Source organism: Cytophaga sp., assembly GCF_051961495.1.
Taxonomy (GTDB): Bacteria; Bacteroidota; Bacteroidia; order Cytophagales; family Cytophagaceae; genus Cytophaga.
On the sequence record NZ_JBQCDF010000005.1, the window covers coordinates 1 to 23,337 of the forward strand.

At 41.4% G+C, this 23,337-nt stretch carries 21 protein-coding genes; 9 read left to right on the plus strand and 12 right to left on the minus strand.

The window, feature by feature from the left end:
- The 3 genes from ileS to ACTHJT_RS00320 form a co-directional block, all read left to right on the plus strand.
- Positions 1–2,655 (plus strand): isoleucine--tRNA ligase (gene ileS / locus ACTHJT_RS00310; protein WP_440235541.1); only part of this gene is annotated, 2,655 nt, incomplete at its 5' end.
- 69 nt (positions 2,656–2,724) lie between these two features.
- Positions 2,725–3,351 (plus strand): lipoprotein signal peptidase, encoded by a 627-nt coding sequence (locus tag ACTHJT_RS00315; RefSeq protein WP_440235542.1) that lies wholly within the window; start codon positions 2,725–2,727, stop codon positions 3,349–3,351.
- A gap of 194 nt (positions 3,352–3,545) precedes the next feature.
- Positions 3,546–3,998, plus strand: coding sequence for a hypothetical protein (locus ACTHJT_RS00320; RefSeq protein WP_440235543.1), 453 nt, complete (start codon positions 3,546–3,548; stop codon positions 3,996–3,998).
- Positions 3,999–4,078: 80 nt separating this feature from the next.
- Here ACTHJT_RS00320 and ACTHJT_RS00325 read toward each other — a convergent pair whose 3' ends face one another.
- The 6 genes from ACTHJT_RS00325 to mutY all read right to left on the minus strand — a co-directional run bounded on the left by ACTHJT_RS00325 (position 4,079) and on the right by mutY (position 10,632).
- Positions 4,079–5,119, minus strand: coding sequence for a patatin-like phospholipase family protein (locus ACTHJT_RS00325; protein WP_440235545.1), 1,041 nt, complete (start codon positions 5,117–5,119; stop codon positions 4,079–4,081).
- A gap of 80 nt (positions 5,120–5,199) precedes the next feature.
- Positions 5,200–7,290 carry an ATP-dependent DNA helicase RecG gene (gene recG / locus ACTHJT_RS00330; protein ID WP_440235547.1) on the minus strand — a complete coding sequence of 697 codons (2,091 nt, stop codon included), beginning with the start codon at positions 7,288–7,290 and terminating at the stop codon, positions 5,200–5,202.
- A 112-nt stretch (positions 7,291–7,402) separates the two neighbouring features.
- Positions 7,403–7,993, minus strand: coding sequence for a gliding motility lipoprotein GldD (gene gldD, locus ACTHJT_RS00335; protein WP_440235548.1), 591 nt, complete (start codon positions 7,991–7,993; stop codon positions 7,403–7,405).
- Positions 7,983–8,867, minus strand: coding sequence for a transporter associated domain-containing protein (locus ACTHJT_RS00340; RefSeq protein ID WP_440235549.1), 885 nt, complete (start codon positions 8,865–8,867; stop codon positions 7,983–7,985). The genes gldD and ACTHJT_RS00340 overlap by 11 nt, the downstream gene beginning before the upstream one ends.
- Positions 8,868–9,048: 181 nt before the next feature.
- Complete coding sequence (locus ACTHJT_RS00345; protein WP_440235551.1) at positions 9,049–9,501, minus strand: single-stranded DNA-binding protein; 453 nt, start codon at positions 9,499–9,501, stop codon at positions 9,049–9,051.
- Between the two features lie 60 nt (positions 9,502–9,561).
- Positions 9,562–10,632, minus strand: coding sequence for an A/G-specific adenine glycosylase (gene mutY / locus ACTHJT_RS00350; RefSeq protein WP_440235552.1), 1,071 nt, complete (start codon positions 10,630–10,632; stop codon positions 9,562–9,564).
- A 127-nt stretch (positions 10,633–10,759) separates the two neighbouring features.
- Here mutY and ACTHJT_RS00355 point away from each other — a divergent pair, with 127 nt between their 5' ends.
- The 4 genes from ACTHJT_RS00355 (at position 10,760) to ACTHJT_RS00370 (ending at position 15,978) form a co-directional block, all read left to right on the plus strand.
- On the plus strand, positions 10,760–11,113 hold the full coding sequence (locus ACTHJT_RS00355) for an HU family DNA-binding protein (RefSeq protein WP_440235609.1): 354 nt from the start codon (positions 10,760–10,762) through the stop codon (positions 11,111–11,113).
- Positions 11,114–11,186: 73 nt separating this feature from the next.
- Entirely contained in the window at positions 11,187–12,035 is an 849-nt protein-coding gene (locus tag ACTHJT_RS00360) for a tetratricopeptide repeat protein (RefSeq protein ID WP_440235553.1), read from the plus strand.
- 219 nt (positions 12,036–12,254) lie between these two features.
- Positions 12,255–13,862 carry an Rne/Rng family ribonuclease gene (locus ACTHJT_RS00365; protein ID WP_440235555.1) on the plus strand — a complete coding sequence of 536 codons (1,608 nt, stop codon included), beginning with the start codon at positions 12,255–12,257 and terminating at the stop codon, positions 13,860–13,862.
- Between the two features lie 229 nt (positions 13,863–14,091).
- Positions 14,092–15,978 carry a hypothetical protein gene (locus tag ACTHJT_RS00370; RefSeq protein WP_440235557.1) on the plus strand — a complete coding sequence of 629 codons (1,887 nt, stop codon included), beginning with the start codon at positions 14,092–14,094 and terminating at the stop codon, positions 15,976–15,978.
- 50 nt (positions 15,979–16,028) lie between these two features.
- Here ACTHJT_RS00370 and ACTHJT_RS00375 read toward each other — a convergent pair whose 3' ends face one another.
- On the minus strand, positions 16,029–16,703 hold the full coding sequence (locus tag ACTHJT_RS00375) for a porin family protein (protein WP_440235558.1): 675 nt from the start codon (positions 16,701–16,703) through the stop codon (positions 16,029–16,031).
- A 43-nt stretch (positions 16,704–16,746) separates the two neighbouring features.
- On the opposite strand from ACTHJT_RS00375, the gene gldB reads away from it, so the two are divergent.
- A complete protein-coding gene (gene gldB, locus ACTHJT_RS00380; protein ID WP_440235559.1) occupies positions 16,747–17,781 on the plus strand; it encodes a gliding motility lipoprotein GldB in 1,035 nt (344 codons plus the stop codon).
- Here the strand turns inward: gldB and ACTHJT_RS00385 are convergent.
- From ACTHJT_RS00385 to ACTHJT_RS00405, 5 genes are all read right to left on the minus strand, one after another.
- Positions 17,762–18,988, minus strand: a complete 1,227-nt coding sequence (locus ACTHJT_RS00385) for a glycosyltransferase family 4 protein (RefSeq protein WP_440235560.1) — start codon at positions 18,986–18,988, stop codon at positions 17,762–17,764. The two genes, gldB and ACTHJT_RS00385, sit on opposite strands and share 20 nt — an antisense overlap.
- On the minus strand, positions 18,972–20,813 hold the full coding sequence (locus ACTHJT_RS00390) for an asparagine synthetase B family protein (protein WP_440235561.1): 1,842 nt from the start codon (positions 20,811–20,813) through the stop codon (positions 18,972–18,974). The genes ACTHJT_RS00385 and ACTHJT_RS00390 overlap by 17 nt, the downstream gene beginning before the upstream one ends.
- 112 nt (positions 20,814–20,925) lie before the next feature.
- Complete coding sequence (gene nth, locus ACTHJT_RS00395) at positions 20,926–21,591, minus strand: endonuclease III (protein ID WP_440235563.1); 666 nt, start codon at positions 21,589–21,591, stop codon at positions 20,926–20,928.
- A 9-nt stretch (positions 21,592–21,600) separates the two neighbouring features.
- A complete protein-coding gene (locus ACTHJT_RS00400; protein WP_440235564.1) occupies positions 21,601–21,831 on the minus strand; it encodes a hypothetical protein in 231 nt (76 codons plus the stop codon).
- A complete protein-coding gene (locus ACTHJT_RS00405; protein WP_440235566.1) occupies positions 21,806–22,411 on the minus strand; it encodes an RNA polymerase sigma factor in 606 nt (201 codons plus the stop codon). The genes ACTHJT_RS00400 and ACTHJT_RS00405 overlap by 26 nt, the downstream gene beginning before the upstream one ends.
- Before the next feature lie 318 nt (positions 22,412–22,729).
- Between ACTHJT_RS00405 and ACTHJT_RS00410 the strand changes: the two genes are divergently transcribed.
- Positions 22,730–23,164, plus strand: coding sequence for a DMT family transporter (locus ACTHJT_RS00410; RefSeq protein ID WP_440235567.1), 435 nt, complete (start codon positions 22,730–22,732; stop codon positions 23,162–23,164).
- Positions 23,165–23,337: the final 173 nt, after the last annotated feature.

Sequence of the window (23,337 nt, forward strand, 5' to 3'; positions counted from 1 at the left end):
GCCTGGACGACAACTCCATGGACGCTTCCATCAAACAGTGCATTGGCTGTAGGAGAGAACATTGACTATGTATTGGTTGAAACATTCAATCCATATACACAATTACCTGTGCGTGTAATTTTAGCGAAAGCGCTTGTTGGAAAATATTTTTCTGACAAAGCAAAGGACATCGCGCTTGAAGATTATAAAGCAGGTGATAAAGTTATTCCGTTTAAAATTCAAACCGAATTCAAAGGCAAAGACTTAGTCGGCATTGAGTACGAACAGCTGATGCCATACCTGCAACCGGACGCGCCTGCATTCCGCGTAATCGCAGGTGATTTCGTAAGTACAGAAGACGGTACAGGTATCGTACACATTGCGCCAACGTTTGGCGCAGATGATGCGCGCGTTGCAAAGGTTGCCGGTATTCCATCCATCGTTACCAAAGACGATCGGGGCAATGAATATCCGCTGGTTGATAAACGCGGCCGTTTCACCAGCGAGGTTACAGACTACGCAGGTGAATATGTGAAAGAAGCTTATTTAACCGACGAAGAAAAAGAAGCAGAGCGTGCCAAGCAAGGCCGTGATAAATACTTGAGTGTAGACGAACGCATTTCCATTAAGCTGAAAGAAGCAAACCGCGCATTTAAAGTAGAGAAATACGAGCACACGTATCCGCATTGCTGGAGAACAGATAAGCCGGTATTATATTATCCGCTGGATTCCTGGTTCATCAAAACAACAGCAAAGAAAGACCGTTTGGTTGAACTGAATAAAACCATCAACTGGAAACCGGAATCTACCGGTACCGGCCGTTTCGGAAACTGGCTGGAGAACCTGGTTGACTGGAATCTCTCACGCTCACGCTACTGGGGAACACCGCTTCCGATCTGGCGTACAGAAGATGGCTCGGAAGAAAAATGTATTGGCTCGATAGAAGAGTTGAAAGCGGAGATTGTAAAAGCACAGAAAGCGGGTATCGAAACAGCAACAGATATCAAAGATCTTCACAGACCATATGTAGACAATATTGTTCTGGTAAGCGATTCGGGAAAGCCTATGAAACGTGAGCTGGACCTGATTGACGTATGGTTCGATTCAGGTGCGATGCCTTACGCGCAATGGCACTATCCATTCGAAAACAAAGAAATATTCAACAACAACTATCCGGCAGACTTCATTGCTGAAGGTGTGGATCAGACACGTGGCTGGTTCTTTACCCTGCACGCAATCTCCGGTATGTTGTATGATAAAGTTGCATTTAAAAATGTAATTGCAAACGGCCTGGTACTGGATAAGAACGGAAACAAAATGTCCAAACGTGTAGGCAACGTAGTGAACCCGTTTGAAACCATTGATAAATATGGTCCGGATGCAACACGCTGGTATATGATTACCAATGCACCGCCATGGGATAACCTGAAATTCAACCTGGATGGTATTACAGAAGTGCAGCGCCGTTTTTTCGGTACACTTCAGAATAACTATTCATTCTTTGCTTTGTATGCAAACCTTGACAACTTCACGTACGCGGAAACAGATATCGATTTGCGGAACCGCACGGAGAGCGATCGCTGGATCTTGTCAAAGCTGCAGTCGCTGGTGAAAGAAGTAGAGACTTCGTATGCGGAATACGAACCGACAAGAGCAGGCCGTGCGATACAGGATTTTGTGGTAGATGATTTAAGTAACTGGTATGTACGTCTGAACAGAAAACGTTTCTGGAAAGGCGAATACAATGCAGATAAAACAGCTGCTTACCAGACGCTATATACTTGTTTGGAAACGGTTGCGAAATTAGGCGCGCCGATTGCTCCGTTCTACATGGATAAATTGTTCCGTGACCTGAACGAAGTAAGCAAGAAGAACAGCGTAGAATCTGTGCACCTGGCAGACTTCCCTAAAGTGATAGATGCTTACCTGGATGTTGAGCTGGAAGAGCGTATGAACCTTGCTCAGCGCGTTTCTTCATTGGTGCACTCAATCCGTAAAGCGCAGACCATTAAAGTGCGTCAGCCTTTATCACGCATCCTGATCCCGATTCTTCAGCCGAAGATGAAAACACAGATCCAGGCTGTAGAAGACCTGATCAAAAATGAAGTAAACATCAAAGCCGTTGAATACATTGAAGACACTTCAGGCGTGGTTGTTAAAACGATCAAACCAAACTTCAAGAAATTAGGAAAAGAATACGGTGCGAAGCTGAAAGAGATCGGTAATGCGATTGCAGAACTGCAGGCCGCCGACATCGCAGCGATTGAGCGTGGTACATACAACCTGAAACTTGCTGACGGCACCCTTATCCCGATTACTGCTGAAGATGTAGAGATCCGTTCTCAGGATATCCCGGGCTGGTCGGTAGCTTCTGAAAGCGGTATTACAGTAGCGCTTGATATTACACTGACAGATGAATTGCGCAAGGAAGGTATCGCGCGTGATGTGGTAAACCGTGTACAGAACCTGCGCAAGGACATGGGACTTGAAGTACAGGATAAAATTCGCATTACGATTCAGAAGGTGGATGAACTTATCAATAATGCGCTAAGCTCAAACCAGGAATACATCTGCACAGAAACGCAAGCCTTCTCCTTAGAGTTAGTTGAAAAACTTGCTGATGGCAAGGAAGTAGAAATGGATGAGCAAACGCTTATCATGAAAATAGAAAAATAAAATCAGTATAAAGTGTAGAGTGTAAAGTGTAAGAGCTTACACTTTACACTACACTTTTACACGAATAATATGCGCTATACCAAATACTTTTTGCTGACGATAGGAGTTATCCTTTTTGATCAGATCATTAAACTATGGGTGTTCAATACATTTCCATTTGAAGGCTACGAACATCCGTATCTCCGCCTGGGCAACTGGTTCAAGCTTCATTATATTACCAATGAAGGGATGGCATTTGGTATCAAGCTTGCCGGGGATTACGGCAAATTGGTATTAAGCCTGTTCCGCTTGCTGGCAATGGTTGGTATCAGCTATTACCTTTATGTAATGGCAAAGAAAAATATGCATCCTGGGTTTCTGTGGAGTATTGCGTTGATCCTTGGTGGTGCCATGGGAAATGTGGTTGACAGCACTTTCTATGGTGTGTTCCTGGACCTGCCAACGTCAAATGCACCGATGCTTTGGTTTCATGGCCGCGTGATCGATATGTTTTATGTAGATATCTGTAACTGTCTGATCCCTGATTGGGTTCCGGTGTTTGGCGGAAGTTATTATCCGTTGTGGCCGATTTTTAACTTTGCAGACGCATCCATCTTTGTAGGAGTGGCAGTCATATTGCTTTACCAGAAACGTTTTTTCCCTGAAAAGGAAACGGTAAAGCAGCCAACAACAGAGCCTCAGCAACAGCAGCAATAGTAGAGCACAGGTTTCTGATAAATAATTGAACAACAGCCAGGCGGTTTTTACCGCCTGGCTGTTGTTTTTGGTGGTATCAAAAAAGTATTTTGAGTCTTGAAGCCTGAAAATGAAACCATTTCACAACATCGACGTTCAAACAACTAATTTTAGTTTAACATTTTCAAAATCCCCATTTTAAACCCTAAAACAAAATGAAAAAATTTATCCTCTCTGTTGCGATTCTTTTTGGTGCAACAATGCTTACACATGCGCAAACCTCACTTTCCATCAAACCTATCATGGAGCAAGGATTGGAGTTCGTAAAAGAAATTGAAAAAAAATACGACGGTAAGGCCATCATCACAAAAGCAGAATTTGATTTTGCATTGGATGATAACTATACAATGATTGACCTGACGAATTCGCTAACCTATATATTTGCAGGCTTGGGCGACGAAAACATTGAAGATATATCCTTAGTTGTTTATAAAAATGAAAACGGCAGCTGGGTAAAAGTATCTGAAGACAGTGAGTTTAAAAACTCTGCTGTTGTTTCTTACCAACCGCCATCTGCTGGTGAGTACGCAGTAGACATCAAAGTAAACAAATACAAGACTGCCGATAAAATTGGCCATGTCGGATTGTTTATTCTTGCGACAAAATAATTTGGTTTTAGTTGTTATAGTAGAAAGATCCCGCTCTCAAGGCGGGATCTTTTGTTTTATACTTATTGAACAGAAACAAATTATTTTCTTTGAAAAAAACTCAATGCACCTGCGCGGCCGCTCGCGATCAGCGCATTGACCGTTTCGGGATCAAGCTTGCGCACACGCGGCGAGAGATTCAGGTTGTCGATACTTATTGTTCTTTTAATAGTAGAAACTTGTGAGAGCTCCGGATTGGGTTTGTCTACCAATGTGAAATAAAGCGCCGAAGCGAACTGATCCATCTTTGTAATATCCATAGCTGCAACGCCTGAATTTTCAACATTGTATTTGATCTGGTCAGAACGTTCCAGCAGAATGCCCAGTGTTTGCGGATTGGAATAGTATGCATTTATGGAATCAAAGTTCGAAGTATATTTGGTTGAATCAAACATATGGATGGGATAATTAGACAGCACACCGCCGTCGACCATCATGTGCAGTGGCTTTGTTGATGATGCTTGTGTTGCATAAACCTTGCCGGCATCATCTATTAAGACCGGTTTATAGTATAGAGGAATAGACATGGAAATGCGCACTGCATCACGTATAGACATGTTTGGATATTGTTCATGAGAAAAAATTCGCAGGCATTGATAAGTCAGATCGGTACCTGTTACATACAGATCTTTATATCCTTTTGAAAGCCTCTGGGTATGCAGCTCAGCAAATGTTATCTCTGCAGAACCTGTTTTTTTAGTGATCAGTTCACCGATCCATTCGGTAAAGGCGTCTCCTTTGTACCAGCCAAATTGTTTACGCAGTCTTCTTGTACCGCCGATTACAGACCAGCCGCCATCATTGAATTTTTTAAGTGGAATTGTTTTCGCAATTTCCTGCATCTCTGCCGGTGTGTATCCCACAGCGAGCAATGCTGCCTGTATGGCCCCGGCAGAACTGCCGCCAACACGCTCCACCGATTCTAGGATATGCAGGCTGTCTAGCACTTCATAAGCGCCGATATAAGCAAAGCCGCGAATACCGCCTCCTTCCAGCACAATATTTTTATAAGCAGATTGTGCGCTTGTAGCCAAACTGATTAGTAAGAAAAAGAAGGTGGAAATAAAATGATGCTTATTCATTTGATGTCATGTATATCTTTAATCAATGCTAAAAAAACCGGTTCAAAGCTTTTAGCCCTAGGCCTTCTGCGTTAGGCTTTCTAACTTATCCTGCTCCACTCCTTACTATTGCGACTCTTTGATTCCATGTAACTGCGCAGCATGCGGTTCTCCGGCTTTAACAGATCCGGATCTGAGTCCAGTAGCTCCATAGCCGATTGCCTGCTCAGCTGCAGGGTTTGTGAATCCTGCGCCAGGTCGGCGAGACGCAGGTCGAGCACACCGCTTTGTTGTGTACCTGCCAGGTCGCCGGGGCCGCGGAGTTTCAGGTCCACATCGGCAATTTCAAAACCGTTTGTGGTGCGCACCATCGTTTCGATACGTGTTTTGGTATTCGCAGAAAGTTTATGACTCGTCATCAGTATGCAATAGGATTGATCAGCCCCACGACCAACACGGCCGCGCAGCTGGTGCAATTGTGAAAGTCCGAAGCGTTCCGCGTTTTCAATCACCATCACACTGGCGTTGGGCACGTTTACACCAACTTCAATCACCGTTGTAGCAACCATGATCTTGGTTTCGCCTTTAACAAAACGCTGCATTTCAAAATCCTTGTCTGCCGGCTTCATGCGTCCGTGCACAATGCTGATCGGATATTCCGGAAATGCGCGGTTGATGCTTTCAAAACCATCCATCAAATCTTTCAGGTCAAGCTTTTCAGACTCTTCAATCAAAGGATACACAATGTATACCTGTCTTCCTTCCTGGATCTGCTTGCGGATAAAACCGAATACCAGCAGGCGGTCTTTGTCGTATTTATGCGAAGTAGCAATTGGCTTTCTACCAGCCGGCATCTGGTCAATCACCGAAATATCAAGGTCGCCGTATAGCGTCATTGCCAGCGTGCGCGGAATGGGCGTTGCTGTCATGACCAGCACATGCGGCGGAATATCTGTATTCTTTTTCCAGAGCCTGGCCCGCTGTGCCACACCAAAGCGGTGCTGCTCATCAATGATGCAGATGCCTAATTGTTTAAACTGCACAACATCTTCAAGAATGGCGTGTGTGCCGATTAATATTTTCAGACTGCCATCAAGCAAATCACGGTGAATAACATCACGTTCTTTCTTTTTTGAGGAACCGGTAAGTTTGGCAACGGTTAAACCAACTTTGTCTGCAAGTACTTTCAATCCTTCATAATGCTGCGCCGCAAGAATTTCGGTAGGAGCGATCAGGCAAGCCTGGTAGCCATTATCAATGGCCATGAGCATACACAGAAAACCCACGATGGTTTTTCCGCTTCCTACGTCACCCTGCAGCAAGCGGTTCATCTGCTTACCTGAGCATACGTCTTTGTATATTTCTTTAACCACACGCTTTTGTGCATCGGTAAGATCGAAGGGTAAATGTTCTTTATAAAAAACATTCAGCGTAGGAATGTGATTGAATACAAAACCTTTGTAATGTACTTTTCTATAGGTGCGCTGATGCAGGAGTTTGATCTGAATTAAAAAAAGTTCTTCAAACTTCAGGCGCGCTTTTGCTTTTTCAAGTGCATTGGCGTTAGGCGGAAGATGAATCCATTCCATGGCTTGAGCCCGTGAGATCAGCTTGTACTGATTGATGATGGCTGCAGGCAGTATCTCAGGAAGTTTGGATGCAATCTCTTTAACCAACCGTTCGGTTAATTTTGAAATGGCTCTGCTATCGATGCCGCGCGCTTTTAGTTTTTCGGTAACGTTGTAAACCGGCTGCAAACCTTTTTCTGTATTTTCTCCGGAATACAGCTCCATCTCCGGATGTACGACATTCAGCTTGCGTCCGTAAAGATTGGGCTTGCCAAAGACTACGTAAATCGCATTGGGCTGAATGTTTTTTTCGATCCATGCTCCGCCCTGAAACCACACCAGTTCCAGAATGCCTGTATCGTCCTGTACATAGGCGATCAATCGTTTCTTTGGTCCGACACCCTGGCTGGAAATGCCGGTGATCCGGCCACGCACCTGTATGTAAGGCAAGTCTTCGTGGATGTCTTTAATGGAATATATTTTACTTCTATCCTCGTGGCGGAAAGGATAGTAGTAGAGCAGGTCTTCAAAAGTAAAAATCCGCAGCTCGGTATTGAGCAATGCAGACTTTTGCGGACCAATCCCCTTTAGAAACTCTATCTTCGTATCAAGAATATTTGACATTCGTTTTGAAATTCCAAATTCCAAAAAACAAATAACAAACGAATAAAAATCGCCTGAAGAAGTTTATAGCAGTTTGGAATTTGTTATTTGCTATTTGGAATTTATATTTTGGTTATTTGAATTTAAGTGTTTCGATCAAGTGCATCACATCTTCTTTCATATATTTGATCACTGGCGCAAGAGAATCATTCTTGGTAGATGTTCTGAAATATACAGCACCACGCAGGAAATTTTTTGTTGTATCGGTTGCGTGAAACTGAACCTGGCTTGGCACATCGCCGCTCAGTTCAAATACCTTCACGGCATAACCGTTTTTGTTATCGGTAACCAATTCATCGATCGCGTATGCTTTTACATTGTGTTTGTTTGCCAGCGTATGTGAATCCTTGATGTATTCATCAATGGTTTTAAGATTGTTGTTGGTTTTTTTATAGGTGATCTGAATGTTGGCTCTGAAGTCAGGGTAGTAGATGTCGATCCAGTACGGTTCAGCAGTCTTGGAAGTGTCGGGAATGATCTTCGCCATGGAAGAATATTCAAAGGTATATGGATAGTCGCCTGTAAGCGTATCGTAGCTGTGCGCAGGGAGTTCGATCTTGTTGTAACCTTTTGGTTTTGGCATGAAGGTAGTTTCTTCATTACTGCAGGCGGACGCAAGAATAAGCAAGCTGATAATTACCGAAACAAATAAATTACTTTTCATTTTCTGAATTTTCTGGAACAATTACTTTAACACGTAAAATACGTTTGCTGTTTACAGCATCAATCTTGAACACATAACCTTCGTAGGTTATTTCATCGCCGAGGCGTGGCATGTCTGAATGGATATTCAGCAGCAGTCCGCCCAATGTTTCACTTTCACCTTTCACTTCATTAAACACATCATCATTTTGCAGATTGATAGCTTTGTAGAAATCCATCAGTGAAATTTTTCCTTCAAACAGATAACTGTTATCGCTGAGCTTTGCATACGGTTTCTCATCGTCATCATATTCATCGTGAATATCACCAACGATTTCTTCAATTACATCTTCCATGGTGATCAATCCGGCAGTGCCGCCGTACTCATCTACTACAATGGCCATGTGCAAATGTTTCAATTGAAATTCGCGCAACAACTCTTCGATCAGTTTTGTTTCAGGAATGAATTCAACGCTGCGGATGAGTTGCTGCCAGTTGAAATCATGGGGTTTGTTATAAAACGGAAAAAGATCTTTAATATTTAAAACGCCTTCAATTTTATCTGCAGATTCTTTATATACCGGAATCCTGGAGAAGCCGCAGGTGCTGATGTATTCCTGTAGTTCCTGATAATTGAGGGCGATATCGACGGCTGCCATATCCATGCGCGGACACATGATCTGCTTCACCATGATGTTACCAAATTTAACCAGTCCGCGGATCATTTCTTTTTCTTCGCGGGTGCTGAGTTTACCTTTGGCAGACTCTAATTCGTGCTCCAGCTTTTCGATGTATTCACGCTGGCTATCGGTAATTTCAGCAATACCAAACAGCTTGCGTACATATTTCGAAAATGAATCAGTTCCTTTTTTGTTCTGTTTACTCCCTTCGGACATAAAACTTTATAAATAGAATGTAATGTAAAATAAGAAAGCCTGTTGCAGGCGCAATGCCGGCAACAGGCTTGATGAATTGCCTATGCACTAACTATAACAACTGTTGAGGGAGATATAGTTAAATTACAAACGGGGTAAGGATCAGCGGATCGTTCCAACAAACAATTCTTTTAGTGAAACATTAGAAAGGAAGATCATCAGCACCACTTGCCTGTGGTTCGAATGAGCCTGCGCTTTCCATTACAGGTGATGATTGTGATGAAGCTGAGGATGATGAACCTGCAGGGGAATCCGGAGAACCGCCTCTTGAGCCTAACATCGTCATGGTATCACCAATGATTTCAGTGATGTACTTTTTAACGCCGTCTTTGTCGTCATACGAACGTGTACGGATTTTACCTTCCACATAAATCTGACTTCCTTTACGAAGGTAACGTTCAATTACATCTGCAATCGGGCCGTAAAAAACTACGTTGTGCCACTCAGTCTGGTCAACGCGTTCGCCGTTTTTGTTTTTGTAAGACTCAGTAGTAGCAAGCGAAAAATTTGCCACTTTACGATCAGTGCTGATCGCACGTACTTCAGGATCTTTTCCAAGATTTCCTACCAGAATTACTTTGTTAATTCCTGCCATGATGATTAATTTAAATTGTTTTAGCTGTTGAAAAATTTTATTATATTATAATAAAGGTAGTCAAAATTTATGAGCCTTCAAATACCTGGAAATCAAAACAGGCTTGGGTGTTGCAGGAAGGTCTTTCAGCGCAATTTTTTCAAGATTATACTGTACTTTTAACTTTTCGAATTCGGCTTTTTCGACTTCAACGGTATAAAACCGGGCATGTAATATTTGATGGCTTAAAACATGTTTAGGCGAAGCAAATTCGGCTGTGATGTTTTTCTTTGAAATTCCTTTTGCATGTTTCAGAACTTCTGTAAATGAAACTGGGGTTTTTGATTCGACCAGCATAAACTCATACAAACCCTGCCAGATATCATTTGGTCCCCGCTCTTTCATAAGTATAGAATTTCCGCAGCGGATCATGAAGTAATGCAGGTACCGCTCCTGTTTTGCCTTCGCCTTGCTTTTTACCGGAAGGATAGCCTGGTCACCGGCTTTGTTTGCTACACAGATCTGGTTGAAGATGCAGGCAGGGCAATCCGGGTTGGCAGGCGTACAATAGAGCGCACCAAATTCCATGATGGCCTGGTTATAAATATCGGGATCCTTTTTAGGGATAAGTCTTTGTGCTAATTCATAAAAAGTTTTTTTACTGGCATTCAGCATAATATCTTCATAAATGCCAAAGATACGAGCTAATACCCGGTACACGTTGCCATCTACTACTGCCACCTGTTCTTTAAAGGCAAAAGAAGCAATAGCAGCTGCTGTGTATGGACCAACGCCTTTTAATTCAAGCAGGCTTTTATAAGTATTAGGGAACACTCCGTTAAAATCGGTAATAATAATACGGGCGGTTTTATGTAAATTTCGGGCTCGGGAGTAATAACCAAGACCTTGCCAGAGTGATAAAACTTCCTTTTCGGAAGCATTTGCCAGGTGGTTAATGGTTGGAAACTGCTCCAGAAAGGAAAAATAGTAAGACATTCCCTGCTGAACGCGGGTTTGTTGTAAAATAATTTCGGAGAGCCATATGGGATACGGATCCTGGGTTTCCCGCCACGGGAGTTCCCTTTTGTTTTTTAAATACCAATTAATCAGTGTTTTAGAAAACTTTTTTTCAATATCTGGTGTTATCACCATAGGTGTGTGTTCCTCAACCACTTATGTTACACAAAATTATGTAGGATTAATTCAGTAAATATATTTTTTATTCACGAATAGTACCCTAACTTTGTAAGCTATTTTTGAACATATTAAGTATCATATAATTATTAATAAATATAGAGTAATGACGAAGGCAGACGTAATTAACGAAATCGCAGAAAAAACAGGAATCGACAAAGCTGATGTTACAACAACGGTAGAAGCGTTCTTTAAGGTAGTAAAAGACTCTATGTCTGAGGGCCACAACATTTATGTAAGAGGTTTTGGCAGCTTTATCAACAAAAAACGCGCTCGTAAAGTAGCACGTAACATCTCTAAAAACACGGCAATCATCATTGATGAGCACTACATTCCTAGCTTTAAGCCTGCCAAGGTTTTCGTTGAGAAAATCAAATCAAGCAAAAAAGTAAAGGTAATGGCTGAGAAGTACAGCAATGTGGATGAAGAGGTTGACTAATATTTCAAGCCCTTTAACGAAATAAAATAAGTTGAGCCTGTATGTTCATGCAGGCTCTTTCTTTTCTTAAATCATGCAAAAAAAGCAAGTAATCGCCATTTTAATTGCCGTTGTTGGGATTGGTATTGTGTTCAGTTTACCTAAAGTTTTGGTACACAATAAAACAGAAGAAAAAGAACAGGTGCAGGGAGGAGAAGCAACAGCTTCAGGCTCAGATTCTTTAAATGAAATAGGTAAGTTAATGGCCGAAAAGCATACGCACAAACCTGGTGCGGATGACCAAAAAAAGATCCAGGATTTCACAAAGAATTATTATTCAGTTTCGGATAAAGAAAAAAAGCGTATCTTTGCAGACTCGATTTTGGCCTATTACACAAAATTTCACCAATACGACAGCGTTGCCAAGTATTCTGCTGAAATTGCAATCTTAGCGCCAACGGAGAAAACATTGGTTGCTGCAGGAGATGCTTATATGCAGGCATCTGATCTGGTTTCGGTAAACGATAAACCTGCTTACATGGACAAGTCAAGGCTTTATTATAAAAAGGCACTTGAACTGAACGGCGGGAATCTGGATACAAAATCAAAGCTTGCCATGACGTATGTAACAACGTCAAACCCGATGACCGGAATAAAACTTTTGCAGGATGTAGTTAAAGAAGATCCTCAAAATGAAACGGCTTTATTCAATCTTGGATATTTGTCGATGCAATCCGGCCAATACGAAAAAGCAACACAACGCTTTAAGACATTGATTGAAGTGAACCCTAAGCATGCTTCGGGAACCTTTTATCTGGGATTAAGCTACCTTGAATTAGGAAACAAAGCGAAAGCAAACCAATATTTTAAATTAGCACAGGGGTTGGATAACGATCCTGAATTTCAGGCAATACTTGAAAGCTACTTAAAAGACACAAATTAAAATTATTATTTACATTTAAACTATTACGATTATGCCTTGCGGTAAAAAAAGAAAAAGACACAAGATTGCTACTCACAAAAGAAAAAAACGCCTAAGAAAAAACAGACATAAGAAGAAGTAATCTCTTCTTACGTTTATATTTTATATAAGAAAAGCTGGTCTCTCTCAGATTCCGGCTTATTCCTATTTTAGGACCTTTTACATTTAACAAGTAGCGAGTTGAGCAACGAATTATTTATAAGTTCGTCTCAAACAGGAGATCGTATAGCCTTAATCAATGATAAAAGGCTTGTCGAATACCAGTTTGAGGATCATGCCCGTAAATTTAATGTTGGTGATATCTATCTGGGCACAGTGCGTAAAGTTGTGCCTGGGTTGAATGCCGCTTTCATAGATGTTGGGTATGAAAAGGACGCTTTTTTGCACTACTTTGATCTTGGTCCGAAGGTTAAATCCCTGACCAAATTCACAAAGGCTGCAATTACCTCAGCGTCCACTCCAGCCTTACTCAAAAAGTTTGAGTTAGAGGCGGAGATAAAAAAAGATGGTAAAGTAAGTCAGGTACTTGACAAGGGGACTCCGATCCTGGTTCAGGTTGTAAAAGAACCTATTTCGACTAAGGGGCCGAGACTTTCCTGTGAAATTTCACTGGCAGGTCGTTATTTGGTTTTAGTGCCTTTCTCCAACGTAGTTTCTGTATCCAAAAAAATTACTGATAAAGAAGAACGCCAGCGTTTGGTGCGGTTGATTTCATCTATCCGTCCTGAAAATTTTGGTGTAATCATCCGTACGGTTGCTTCAAACAAAGAAGTGGCTGAATTGGATAAGGATCTTCGCAATCTGGTAAAAACCTGGGAAGACGGGATTGCTATTCTTAAAAAAGCAAGGCCAAGAGACCTGATCATTGGCGAGCTGGATCGTACATCTTCTATCCTGCGCGACATGCTGAACGAAAGTTTCGACAGCATCAATGTGGATACGAAAGAGTTGTATGATGATCTACGCTCATACATTAAAAACATTGCTCCTGACAAAGAGCGTCTGGTAAAATTATATCAGGGCAAAACCAAAATGTTCGAATCTACAGGGGTTGAAAAACAACTGAAGACACTTTTTGGTAAGTCTGTAAGTTTATCCGGCGGCGGTTATCTGATCATTGAACATACTGAAGCATTACACGTAATTGATGTGAACAGTGGCAACAAATCAAATAACGAAACCAGTCAGGAAGAAACAGCGTTGCATACAAATCTTGAGGCTTGCCGCGAAATAGCGCGCCAGCTAAGGCTGAGAGATATGGGCGGTATTATTGTAGTGGATTTTATCGACATGAAAAATCTCGATAACCGCAAAGTAATATACGAGCGCATGAAATTGGAAATGAAAGATGACCGTTCTAAAAACGTCATTCTTCCGTTATCTAAATTCGGTTTGATGCAGATCACCAGAGAACGTGTACGACCGCAGACAAACCTTATCACATTGGAAGTTTGTCCTACGTGTAACGGAACCGGTAAGATCAGCGCCAGTATTGCAATCACAGACCAGATTGAGCATAAATTGGATTACATCATCACCAAGCAGAATGAAAAGAACATTACGCTGGTACTGCATCCATACATTTATGCTTATTTCACTACAGGCTTTATTTCAAAGAGAACAAAATGGTTCTTAAAGTATTTCCGTTGGGTGAAGCTGCGCACGGATTCATCACTGGGTTTAACAGAATTCAAATTCCTGGACGAAGGTTCGCTGAACATTGACATGGAAAGCGAAGCAACGACAGAGGATTACAGAAGTGAAGATTATATTAGTAACGAAAAATAAAATTCACGGATAGAATAAACAAAAAGGGTTATGCATTTTGCGTGACCCTTTTTGTTTTTACATCCTGTCAGAGCTAAAACCTTCCAAGGGTTTGATTGAACCAGGACAAAAGACCAATAACAATAAACCCTTGGGGGGTTAATCTTCAGCAATCCGGCATCATTTTTATCTTGCCTCAAAATGGTTTTTTGCTGCCAATGTAGTAGATTGATATAAACTAACTTTTTACATGCCGGTTCTTTCAGACAAAAGAATTTTATCTGTTTTAAGACATAAGGAAATTATCCTTGCCTGTATGGCGCTTTCGTGTATCTGGCCGCTGCAGTTTATCTCCAACATTAATTTGCCTGCGGATTTTACTTCTGTTGATATTTCCTGGATGCTCTCGTTGAGCCGTGCCTGGGAGGAGCAGCGCATCTGGGGTGAAGAGATCATTTTTACGTATGGTCCGCTCTCGTTTTTATCAACCCGCGTAGTTACAGGGAGCAGCGCTATGTGGGTACTCCTGTTTTTTGATCTGTACATTGCCGGTTCTTTTGTTTACATCGTTTATAAAATCCTTAAAGAAACATTTACCTGGCGCAGGGCTGCAGTTATTCTGGCAGCATGTTTCTTCTACAAACAGGCCATGCTGCTGTCTCTTGTATTTACGCTGCAGCTGCTGGCGATACTCTACCTCAATCAATTTAAACACGAAAAAAAATGGATGTTGCTACTGCAGGCGGTTGTGCTTACAACACTTATTTTTTACATCAAATTCAATCTTGCATTTGTAAGTATACTGGTCTTTATACTATACATCCTGTATTTGAACCGGGTACAAATAGTAAGCATCAAACAAGCTTGTGTCATACTCGGCTGTTTGGCAGTTTCTATATATAGCGTTTCGCTGCTGCTGCCTGTAAGCCTTGGCAGTTATGTAACAACCGGACTGGAGCTGGTTATGGGATATAGAGATGCCGTATATCTTTACCCGCAATCTTTTTTGGAGAACATGCTGGCAGGTATTGTACTTGCTGTATTTTTCAGTATCCTGGCATTGATTCTGAAAGAATTTAAATACAACAACACGGCACAAAAAATACTGAGCAGCGTGTTTATATTATTATTGTTTGTTGTATTCAAGCAATCTTATGTGCGGGCAGACATTGAGCACCTGAAAGATTTTTTTTACTGCACACCGCCGTTTATGATTGTATGCATGTATATGAGCGCATACCGGCCGGCTTTCATGCAGTGGACGGTCATTGTACTCTGGTTGGTGAGCATAGGCATTACCATTTCATTCAAGGATTATTTTTATCCCTTCAAAAAAGCATTGGCATTGCCTGCTTATGCGTATTCGGTATTTCAGCAGCCGGATTACAGTGGACAGATTTCTAAAAGAGTAATGCCGGAATATATCAGAAAAGAAATTGGTCATGCATCGGTAGATATTATTCCCTGGGAGAGTTCTTTACCAATCATGAACAGTATGAATTATACACCGAGGCCGGTAATTCAAAGTTACCAGGCGTATACTCAAAAACTGGACCTGTTGAATGCTGTCGCATATAACGGTTATGAGGCACCGGAATATATTTTATACAGCACCGGCAGTATTGATCAGCACTACAATTTCTTTGATGATACCCGGTTGAAGGAAATGCTCTATAATCGGTATTATATAACGGACACCTTCTCATGCGGGAAAGAAGAGATGATATTATTCAGAAGCAGTAACGTTCAGCAGCAGCGGGATTTCAGAAAAATTTTTGCTGAAGAACGGAACATAAACGACACCATTCAGGTACCTGCATCAAGGTATCCGTTGATGGTAAGAATCAATATGCAATACAGCTGGATCGGGGAGTTTCAGAATTTTTTGCTGCGTGCACCTTATTCAACCATGGAAATGCATGCGGGTGATTCAACAACTGTTTCTTTTCAGGTAGCAGCACCGGTGCTGGAAGGCGGCGTATTCATAGATCGCTATATAAACAACCGGAATGATGCCGTAAAATATTTTCAGGAACAGGCAGATGAAAACAATAAAACAAAAAACATTCAGCTGCAGGTCGGCAATACCATCTGCTGGAAAAATAAAGTGCTCTGTGAGTGGTATGAACTGCGTTAAATAAAAAAGGAGCTAAAGAGCTCCTTTTATGATTGATTATGAATGCGTGCTTAGAAGGTAACGCCCACTTCCAGACCAACAAGATCGGTGTTGTATTTAGCATTGTCTTTAAGCTTAAAGTTGGTGCCTGAAATGGACGAGCTGTCAAACTGGTTCATTAAACCACGGTTGTAGTATAAACCACCGAATAATGCGTTTGATTCACCCAGCTTATATTGGACACCTGCGCCAACATATAAGGACACATTAAACGCATTGTATTTAGAATCATAGTCGCCGGAAGTACTGGGATCCGACTCTTTAAATTTCTCATAGAAATTAATGGATGCCAGACCACCTAACTGGAAATACAGTTTCATGTTCGTAGCAATTTCATTGGTATATGCTTTGAATGTAATCGGGATCTGCACAGATTGCAAGCTCACAATTTCTTTGTATGTATAATTGACAGAAGGATCTGTATTTTTAAACGTAAGACCCGCTCTTGTACTCATATACCAGGCTCCGGTTGAAAACGCATAATTATCGCCGAATTTGAAATCAACCGTTGGGCCGAAGGCAAAGCGCATTCCTGAACCATTATTTGAAATATCAAAATTGTCATTCTTTGTGTCTTTCACACGGTTCATGCAAAGCGCAGGCGAAAGGCGTAAGCCTAAAGTAACCTGTGAGAAGCCTGAAAGGACTAAAAAGCCTGATAAAAAAAGAAGCGATATTTTTTTCATAGATTTGTCGTTAGTTTTATTGGAACCAAAGATATTGAAAATTATGAAATTTTGGATAGCGATACTATTTATACCTTTCCTGACTTCCTGTGGGCAAGAGGAAAAACCTCTTAGTAACAGTGTTGAAAAACAGGTAATTAAGCCGGAAGAAGCAGAAGAGATAGAAGTGTCGGCGCAATTATACCGGATCGATAAAGAACTGTTGGCAGTTACGAAAAAAGAAGATATCGAAGCTATTTTTCTTAAATACCCGGCATTTTTTAAACAATATCTGAGAGCGATCGCAAAGAAACCGATGCCGGAAGATGTGGATCATATGTTTGCTCATTATAACAATCCGGGTTTGAAAGCATTCGGTGCTGAAGTTGTAAACGGCTGGGGCGATATGCAATCACAGAAGAATGATCTGACTACCATGTTCCGCTTCATGAAATATTATTTAAAAGATTTCAAGGAACCGAAAGTATATACGATCTACTCAGGTTTGATGGAGCCGGATATGTCTTTTTCTGATTCAGCCATTGTTGTTTGTCTGGATTGGTATATGGGCCCGAAGGCTGCGCATCGTCCAAACATTTATGAGTACATGCTGAGCCGCTATGATAAGCCTTATATGATACCAATGATGGCATTGGGAATGTCAACGAAGTTCAATAAAAATAATGTAGCGGATGAAACACTGTTGGCAGAAATGATTTACTATGGTAAGGCACATTATTTTGTAGAACGTGTGTTGCCGGATCTGCCGGACTCATTAAACATTGGCTATTCTTCAAAAGAGCTTGCAGCCGTTGATGCCAACCTGCCGGTGATATGGGGGCATTTCATAGACCGTAAGATTCTATTCGAGACAAGCCGTAAGATTGTTGAACAATACACCGGTGAAGGTCCGTTTGTAAATGAAATCAGCAATGATTGTCCGGGCCGAATTGGCCGTTGGTTGGGCTGGCAGATCGTACGTAAATATATGAACGAACATCCGGAAGTGACCTTGCAGGAATTGATGGATGAGCAGGATGCTTCAAAAATATTCAAGCTGTCGGGTTACAAACCGCCACTTAAGAATGCTGCAAAATAAGCTTGCTTAACCGGAGAGCAATTTCTTTCCGGTTGTATTCGCGTACAGCCAGCGCGCGGGCGTTAGCAGACATTAGCCGGTACAATTCCGGATCAGATAAAAGGGTAACAAACGTTTCTGCGGCCTGTGCGGCTGTGGAAACGGAAAACCCGCAATGATTTTTTTCAAGAGCTTGCTTTTGCCATCCGCCGTAGTTGATCACTACCGGCAGGCCGCATGCTAAATAATCATAATATTTATTGGCACTGTTTGTTTCAAGAATCTTAAAGGAGGCAAACGATACAATGCCCGCATCTGCTAATTTAAAATAATCACTCACATAAGCCTTTGGCACACTTTCAATAAAGGAAACGTTGCTTAATTTTTTATTCTCAACCAATGATTTTATTTCCGTTAAACGATTGCCATTGCCAATAAAATAAAAACGGATCTGCGGATTGCCTGTCTGCCCAACTTTTTCTGCCGCATCAATAAATAACTCCAGCCGGTTGGCAAGCCCCATGGTGCCTGCATATAACACGATGAATGTATCGGTGGGTAGATCATATTGTTTCCGCAATATTGCTTTATCAACAGCAGGTGCAAATTGTCCGGTATTGGTGCCATTACACAGCACCGTAAATTTTTCTTCCGGAATATTTTTCTTTAGCAGGTATTCTTTCATGCCTTCAGAAAGCAAAACAATATGTTTACTTTTTTGATAGATGAAACTTTCCAGTTTATAAAGGAATGAAATAAATAATTTATTTTTCAGAATGCCCATCTGCACCGGCACATCGGGCCACAAATCACCGATCTCAAAAAAGACGGGCTTCTTTAGTATTCTCTGAAACCACAATCCGATAAGGCCAACACTTATCGGCGTACTTACAGCATAGATCACATCGGTATTTTTTTTATATCTGCTTACATGTCTGCAACAACTCAAAAAAAAGGTAATAAACGACAAGACACGGCGCAGGTAATTCATATGATGGTCGTACCCGATGCCGATACAATCCACCTGGATACCATCAATGTTTGTGCTTGTGAAAAAATTTTCAGGCTGTTGCTGAAAATTACCTGCACCGCAAAGTACAGTAACTGTATGGCCAAGTGTGGCGAGGTGTTGGGCGACTTCATAAGAGCGGTTGTTTCCAAAACCTCCCGGCGGACAAAAATGCTGATGAATGATTAATATGTTACGACGATCAGAACTCTTTGTCATACCATTTCATTAACAAAAACAATCTCCAGCGGTCATTGAATGTTGCAAGTACGCCTTCCGGCAGATTCTTCTTTATAGAAACCTTCTGCGACGCACTGATCCACTCGTAGATCGGGTGGCTGGTATTCATGATCGTATCCTGTATTTCTTTATTGAAAGCATCACTCACATCTACCAGGTTAAGCGGACGGGTAGGAGCTGTTTCAAAAACCATTTTAGGATTAATATCTGTGTAGCTAAGCAGTTTTTTCAAGATCCAGTTATGACCGTGTTTGAAGAGCAGTTTCGGATCAAGGGAATCCATGAAACGTTTTACATCTGCATCCAGGAAAGGCAACCGTGCTTCAATAGAATTGCGCATCATCGTCTTGTCAATGACAGGCAGCGTGCTTGATGCTAAAATTTTCGTCTGGTCAAAACGGAAGGCAGCCTTCAGATAATATGACATCTCTTCATGTTTTTCCGCCAGCAATTCTTCCGTTGAAACCTCCTGGCTTTTTTCATGAAATACTTCTGAAGAACAGAAATTCAAATACGTTTGAATAGGATCCTTATCTACCTTTTCAATGTACTTGTTCCAGCTCTTGAATATTTTTTTGATGGAATTATTTCCCTGTGAAGGCAACAGCTGATGCGTTGTCTTAAACAGACTGATCTTCAGGTTGTGATGCAGCAGTCTTTTCAGGTAGTTGTAATACGCAATGTGTTTGGAATAATTACCGACCAACTCATTTGAACCGTTTCCTAAAATTGCAACCTTCACAAACGGGTGCATTTGATTGGAAAGATGGTAAGAATGAAAGTATGCATATTCACCTACCGGCTGGTCAACACTTGCAAGGAAGGTGTTAAAGGTAACCTTGTTCAGTGTTTGCGGAGTAATGGTGATGTGATTGAATGAATATTTCTGAATCAATTCGCTTATGGCATCGTTTTTTGCCGGATCATTTGATTCAAAAGCAAACACAGGAATATTTTTTGCGCCGGCTTTTGAAATCTTGTCCAACAGAATAGCAGAGCTGATGCTGTTGTCAATGAACAACCCAATGGGTACATCCGAAACCAGATACTTGGAAATGGATTTTTCAATGTATTCATTCAGTTTACTTACCAGCGTGTCCGAGTTCAGGTCAGAGTATTCAATGGATGGTGTGATGCTGAATTTTTTAACTTTAAAGTCGTGCCGGTCAAATTGCAGATAAGCGCCTTCGTTCAGTTCATAGATATTTTTATAGAATGTAAACGGGCGCTGTACAAAACCCAGCTGCAGATAGTGCTGCACCTGAGAACTGTTGAATTGCTTTGCAACAAGTCCCGAAGCCAGAATACCCTTGATCTCTGAAGACGCAATAAAATAATTATCATCGTTGTAATAATACATTGGCTTAATGCCGTACATATCTTTACTCAGAATAATACGGTTTTCTTGTCTGTCGAAGAACACAAAGGCAAACATACCGTTCAGTTCGCGCAGCCCGTCAATGCCGTATTCAATCAGCCAGTATAGTAAGATTTCTGTATCGGAATGCGTATTGAACACATACTTCAATTCCAGCTTCCGGGCAAGTTCTTTATAGTTGTAGATGGAACCGTTGAATAAAACGAAGTAACGTTTGTCAGCGCTGAAAAAAGGCTGGTTGGCAGCATTGTCGATATCAATGATTTTTAATTGATTGATGCCGACAAAAATTTTCTCCTGTTTGAATTCGAACGTAAGGGCGTCGCTGTAATCGGGTCCTCTGTAAAAGGTAGCGCCGTTCATGGCCTGAATCGGGCCCGATGTCAAAGCACTTTTCTTATCAATAATTATATTAATACCACACAAAGTTCAAAAAAGATAGGTTGAACAGTAAGATGCAATTATTTAAACGGATAAATAACCGGGTTTTTAGAGGTAGCCTTTGCGGTGAAAACGCAATTGTTATGTAAAGATAAGCTTATTTATCTGATTTAGGAGCTTTGCCGATATTTTTGGCGTACCACATGCATATTTCGGTAAGGGGGCATACTTCGCATTTGGGCGTGCGGGCCAGACAGGTATAGCGCCCATGCAGAATAAGCCAGTGGTGCGCCTTGTGCACCAGTTCTGTGGGGATGTATTTCATGAGCTGCTTTTCAACCGCCAGGGGAGTGGTAGCTGTTTGAGGAACCAGTCCGATGCGGCGGGAAACGCGGAAAACATGTGTATCCACAGCCATGGTTGGCTGCTGCCAGATTACGCTGGCAATGACATTTGCTGTTTTTCTGCCTACGCCGGGAAGCTTAATAAGTTCTTCAACAGTGGAGGGGACTTCACCATTAAAATCCTTAAGCAGCATTTGTGCCATGCCGACCAGATGCTTGGCTTTGTTATTTGGATAGGAAATACTGCGGATGTAACTGAACACTTCGTCGGAAGATGCCTGCGCCAATGCGTAAGGATCAGGGAAGCGTTCAAAAAGTTTTGGGGTAGTGAGGTTAACCCGCTTGTCTGTGCATTGCGCACTCAAGCTCACCGCAACCAGGAGCTCGTATGGGTTTGAGTATACGAGCTCCGTTTCAGGTTCGGGTGAATGGGTTGAGAAATAATTCAGAAATTTTTCAAATCGTTCTTTGCGCTGCATAACTTTCGTTTACTGCTGCAAAGTAAGCGTTTTTGAATAATTTAAGATACGGTCGATGACATTCTCTGAAGGTTCAAGACAGGTTTTTTTGATTAAGGACTTGGTGGCTGAATATCTGTTGTACAGTTTCAGGAACTCGGCGTCAATAAGCAAAAGACCCTCCATCTGGAAACGTTCTTCAGGACTTACTTCATCATAAACAAATCGGATAACATCATTTTGGGTAAACGTTTTTATCATAGACAATCGGTTTGGGTTGCTTCGTCAGCTCCTTGCGGAGGTTTATCAAAGCGTAACGCATTCTACCCAAAGCAGTGTTTATGCTTACTCCAGTGGCATCAGCAATTTCCTGGAAACTCATATCGGAAAAATGTCGCATCAGAACAACCTCCCGCTGACTTTCAGGCAATCTTTGGATTAAAGAACGGATTAACGCTTCATTCTCTCCCTTGATCTGAATGGATTCCGAAGAATCTTCAGAAAAGTCAAGAGAATTGAAAATATTCATTCCTTCATCCATAACGATCGTTGGATACCGTTTATTGCGTCTGAAATAATCAATGGCAAGATTGTGCGCAATGCGGACTACCCATGGTAAAAACTTGCCTTCATCGTTGTATTGCCCGCCTTTCATTTTGTGGACAACCTTAATAAAGACATCCTGTAAAAGATCTTCCGCTAAATAACGGTCTTTTACAATCAGGTAGATGGTGGTGTAAACTTTGGATTTGTGCCTTTTTATGAGTTCTGCAAAAGCCGCTTCGTTTCCCTGGATATACTGTGAAACCAATGTGGAATCACTGATAGCATTCATTTTCATATCCGTATGTGTTTGGTTAACGTAGAGGTTTATCTCATAGGGTAGTGTTTAAGGTTAAACGTAAGGCGCTTTTTAAATTATGATTTAAATATAGAGCAAATATCTGAATTTGCAATCATATATCCGGACTATACGCAAAAAGTAAGCCTGAAATCGTAAAAAATAATTTTTTATTTAAAAACTTTGAACCTTTAAGGGGATTGCCTTAGTTGTACGGTCAAAAATGAGTCTTTAAATAGAACAGAGGAGGTTTTTGAAAAATAAAACCTGAACAGACAATTCAATGGGATTACAGAACAAACTAAAAAAATTATGAAAATGGATACAGTATCGTTTATGTTGGTAGCGTTGGCAGGGATTGCTGTAGCTTTTCAGATGGGTGTAAATGGCGCATTAGGCAAACAAATCGGCACGATTGAGGCTTCCTTTACCTCCTTTCTTGTTGGTACGATTGCATTATTTATTGGCATGCTGCTGCTTGGAAAGGGAAATTTCATGTTGATTCGTGAGGTGCCCGTATGGAAATTAACCGGCGGTTTGCTGGGAGCCATATATGTTATGATGAGTGTGATGCTTGTTCCCAGAATAGGTATTGGTAATGTATTAATGATCTTGATTATTGCACAGCTCTCTACCAGTGCAGTCATTGATCACTTTGGCATTTTCACGGGTGTAAGCATACCCGTAAGCTGGAAAAAATTAACAGCCATGGGTTTGATGTTCTTTGCGCTGTGGTTGTTTTATAAAAAGTAGTACAGAGTATAAAGTACGGAGTACAGAGTAAAAAAAGTTTCTAGTAAAGACTTAGTACTCCGTACTCTGTACTTAGTACTTTTTTCGTCTGGAAACTAGCATCTACATTGTGATAATTGAATAAAAAAGCGGAACTTTAAAGATGCCGGTTGTTTATTGAGCATCGATTGGCA

Bases quoted from the DNA above. Each gene is read 5' to 3' on its own strand.
- ACTHJT_RS00315 (WP_440235542.1), top strand. From the start codon at position 2,725: ATGCGCTATACCAAATACTTTTTGCTGACGATAGGAGTTATCCTTTTT.
- ACTHJT_RS00320 (WP_440235543.1), top strand. From the start codon at position 3,546: ATGAAAAAATTTATCCTCTCTGTTGCGATTCTTTTTGGTGCAACAATG.
- ACTHJT_RS00325 (WP_440235545.1), bottom strand. From the start codon at position 5,119: ATGAATAAGCATCATTTTATTTCCACCTTCTTTTTCTTACTAATCAGT.
- recG (WP_440235547.1), bottom strand. From the start codon at position 7,290: ATGTCAAATATTCTTGATACGAAGATAGAGTTTCTAAAGGGGATTGGT.
- gldD (WP_440235548.1), bottom strand. From the start codon at position 7,993: ATGAAAAGTAATTTATTTGTTTCGGTAATTATCAGCTTGCTTATTCTT.
- ACTHJT_RS00340 (WP_440235549.1), bottom strand. From the start codon at position 8,867: ATGTCCGAAGGGAGTAAACAGAACAAAAAAGGAACTGATTCATTTTCG.
- ACTHJT_RS00345 (WP_440235551.1), bottom strand. From the start codon at position 9,501: ATGGCAGGAATTAACAAAGTAATTCTGGTAGGAAATCTTGGAAAAGAT.
- mutY (WP_440235552.1), bottom strand. From the start codon at position 10,632: ATGGTGATAACACCAGATATTGAAAAAAAGTTTTCTAAAACACTGATT.
- ACTHJT_RS00360 (WP_440235553.1), top strand. From the start codon at position 11,187: ATGCAAAAAAAGCAAGTAATCGCCATTTTAATTGCCGTTGTTGGGATT.
- ACTHJT_RS00370 (WP_440235557.1), top strand. From the start codon at position 14,092: ATGCCGGTTCTTTCAGACAAAAGAATTTTATCTGTTTTAAGACATAAG.
- ACTHJT_RS00375 (WP_440235558.1), bottom strand. From the start codon at position 16,703: ATGAAAAAAATATCGCTTCTTTTTTTATCAGGCTTTTTAGTCCTTTCA.
- gldB (WP_440235559.1), top strand. From the start codon at position 16,747: ATGAAATTTTGGATAGCGATACTATTTATACCTTTCCTGACTTCCTGT.
- ACTHJT_RS00385 (WP_440235560.1), bottom strand. From the start codon at position 18,988: ATGACAAAGAGTTCTGATCGTCGTAACATATTAATCATTCATCAGCAT.
- nth (WP_440235563.1), bottom strand. From the start codon at position 21,591: ATGCAGCGCAAAGAACGATTTGAAAAATTTCTGAATTATTTCTCAACC.
- ACTHJT_RS00400 (WP_440235564.1), bottom strand. From the start codon at position 21,831: ATGATAAAAACGTTTACCCAAAATGATGTTATCCGATTTGTTTATGAT.
- ACTHJT_RS00405 (WP_440235566.1), bottom strand. From the start codon at position 22,411: ATGAAAATGAATGCTATCAGTGATTCCACATTGGTTTCACAGTATATC.
- ACTHJT_RS00410 (WP_440235567.1), top strand. From the start codon at position 22,730: ATGGATACAGTATCGTTTATGTTGGTAGCGTTGGCAGGGATTGCTGTA.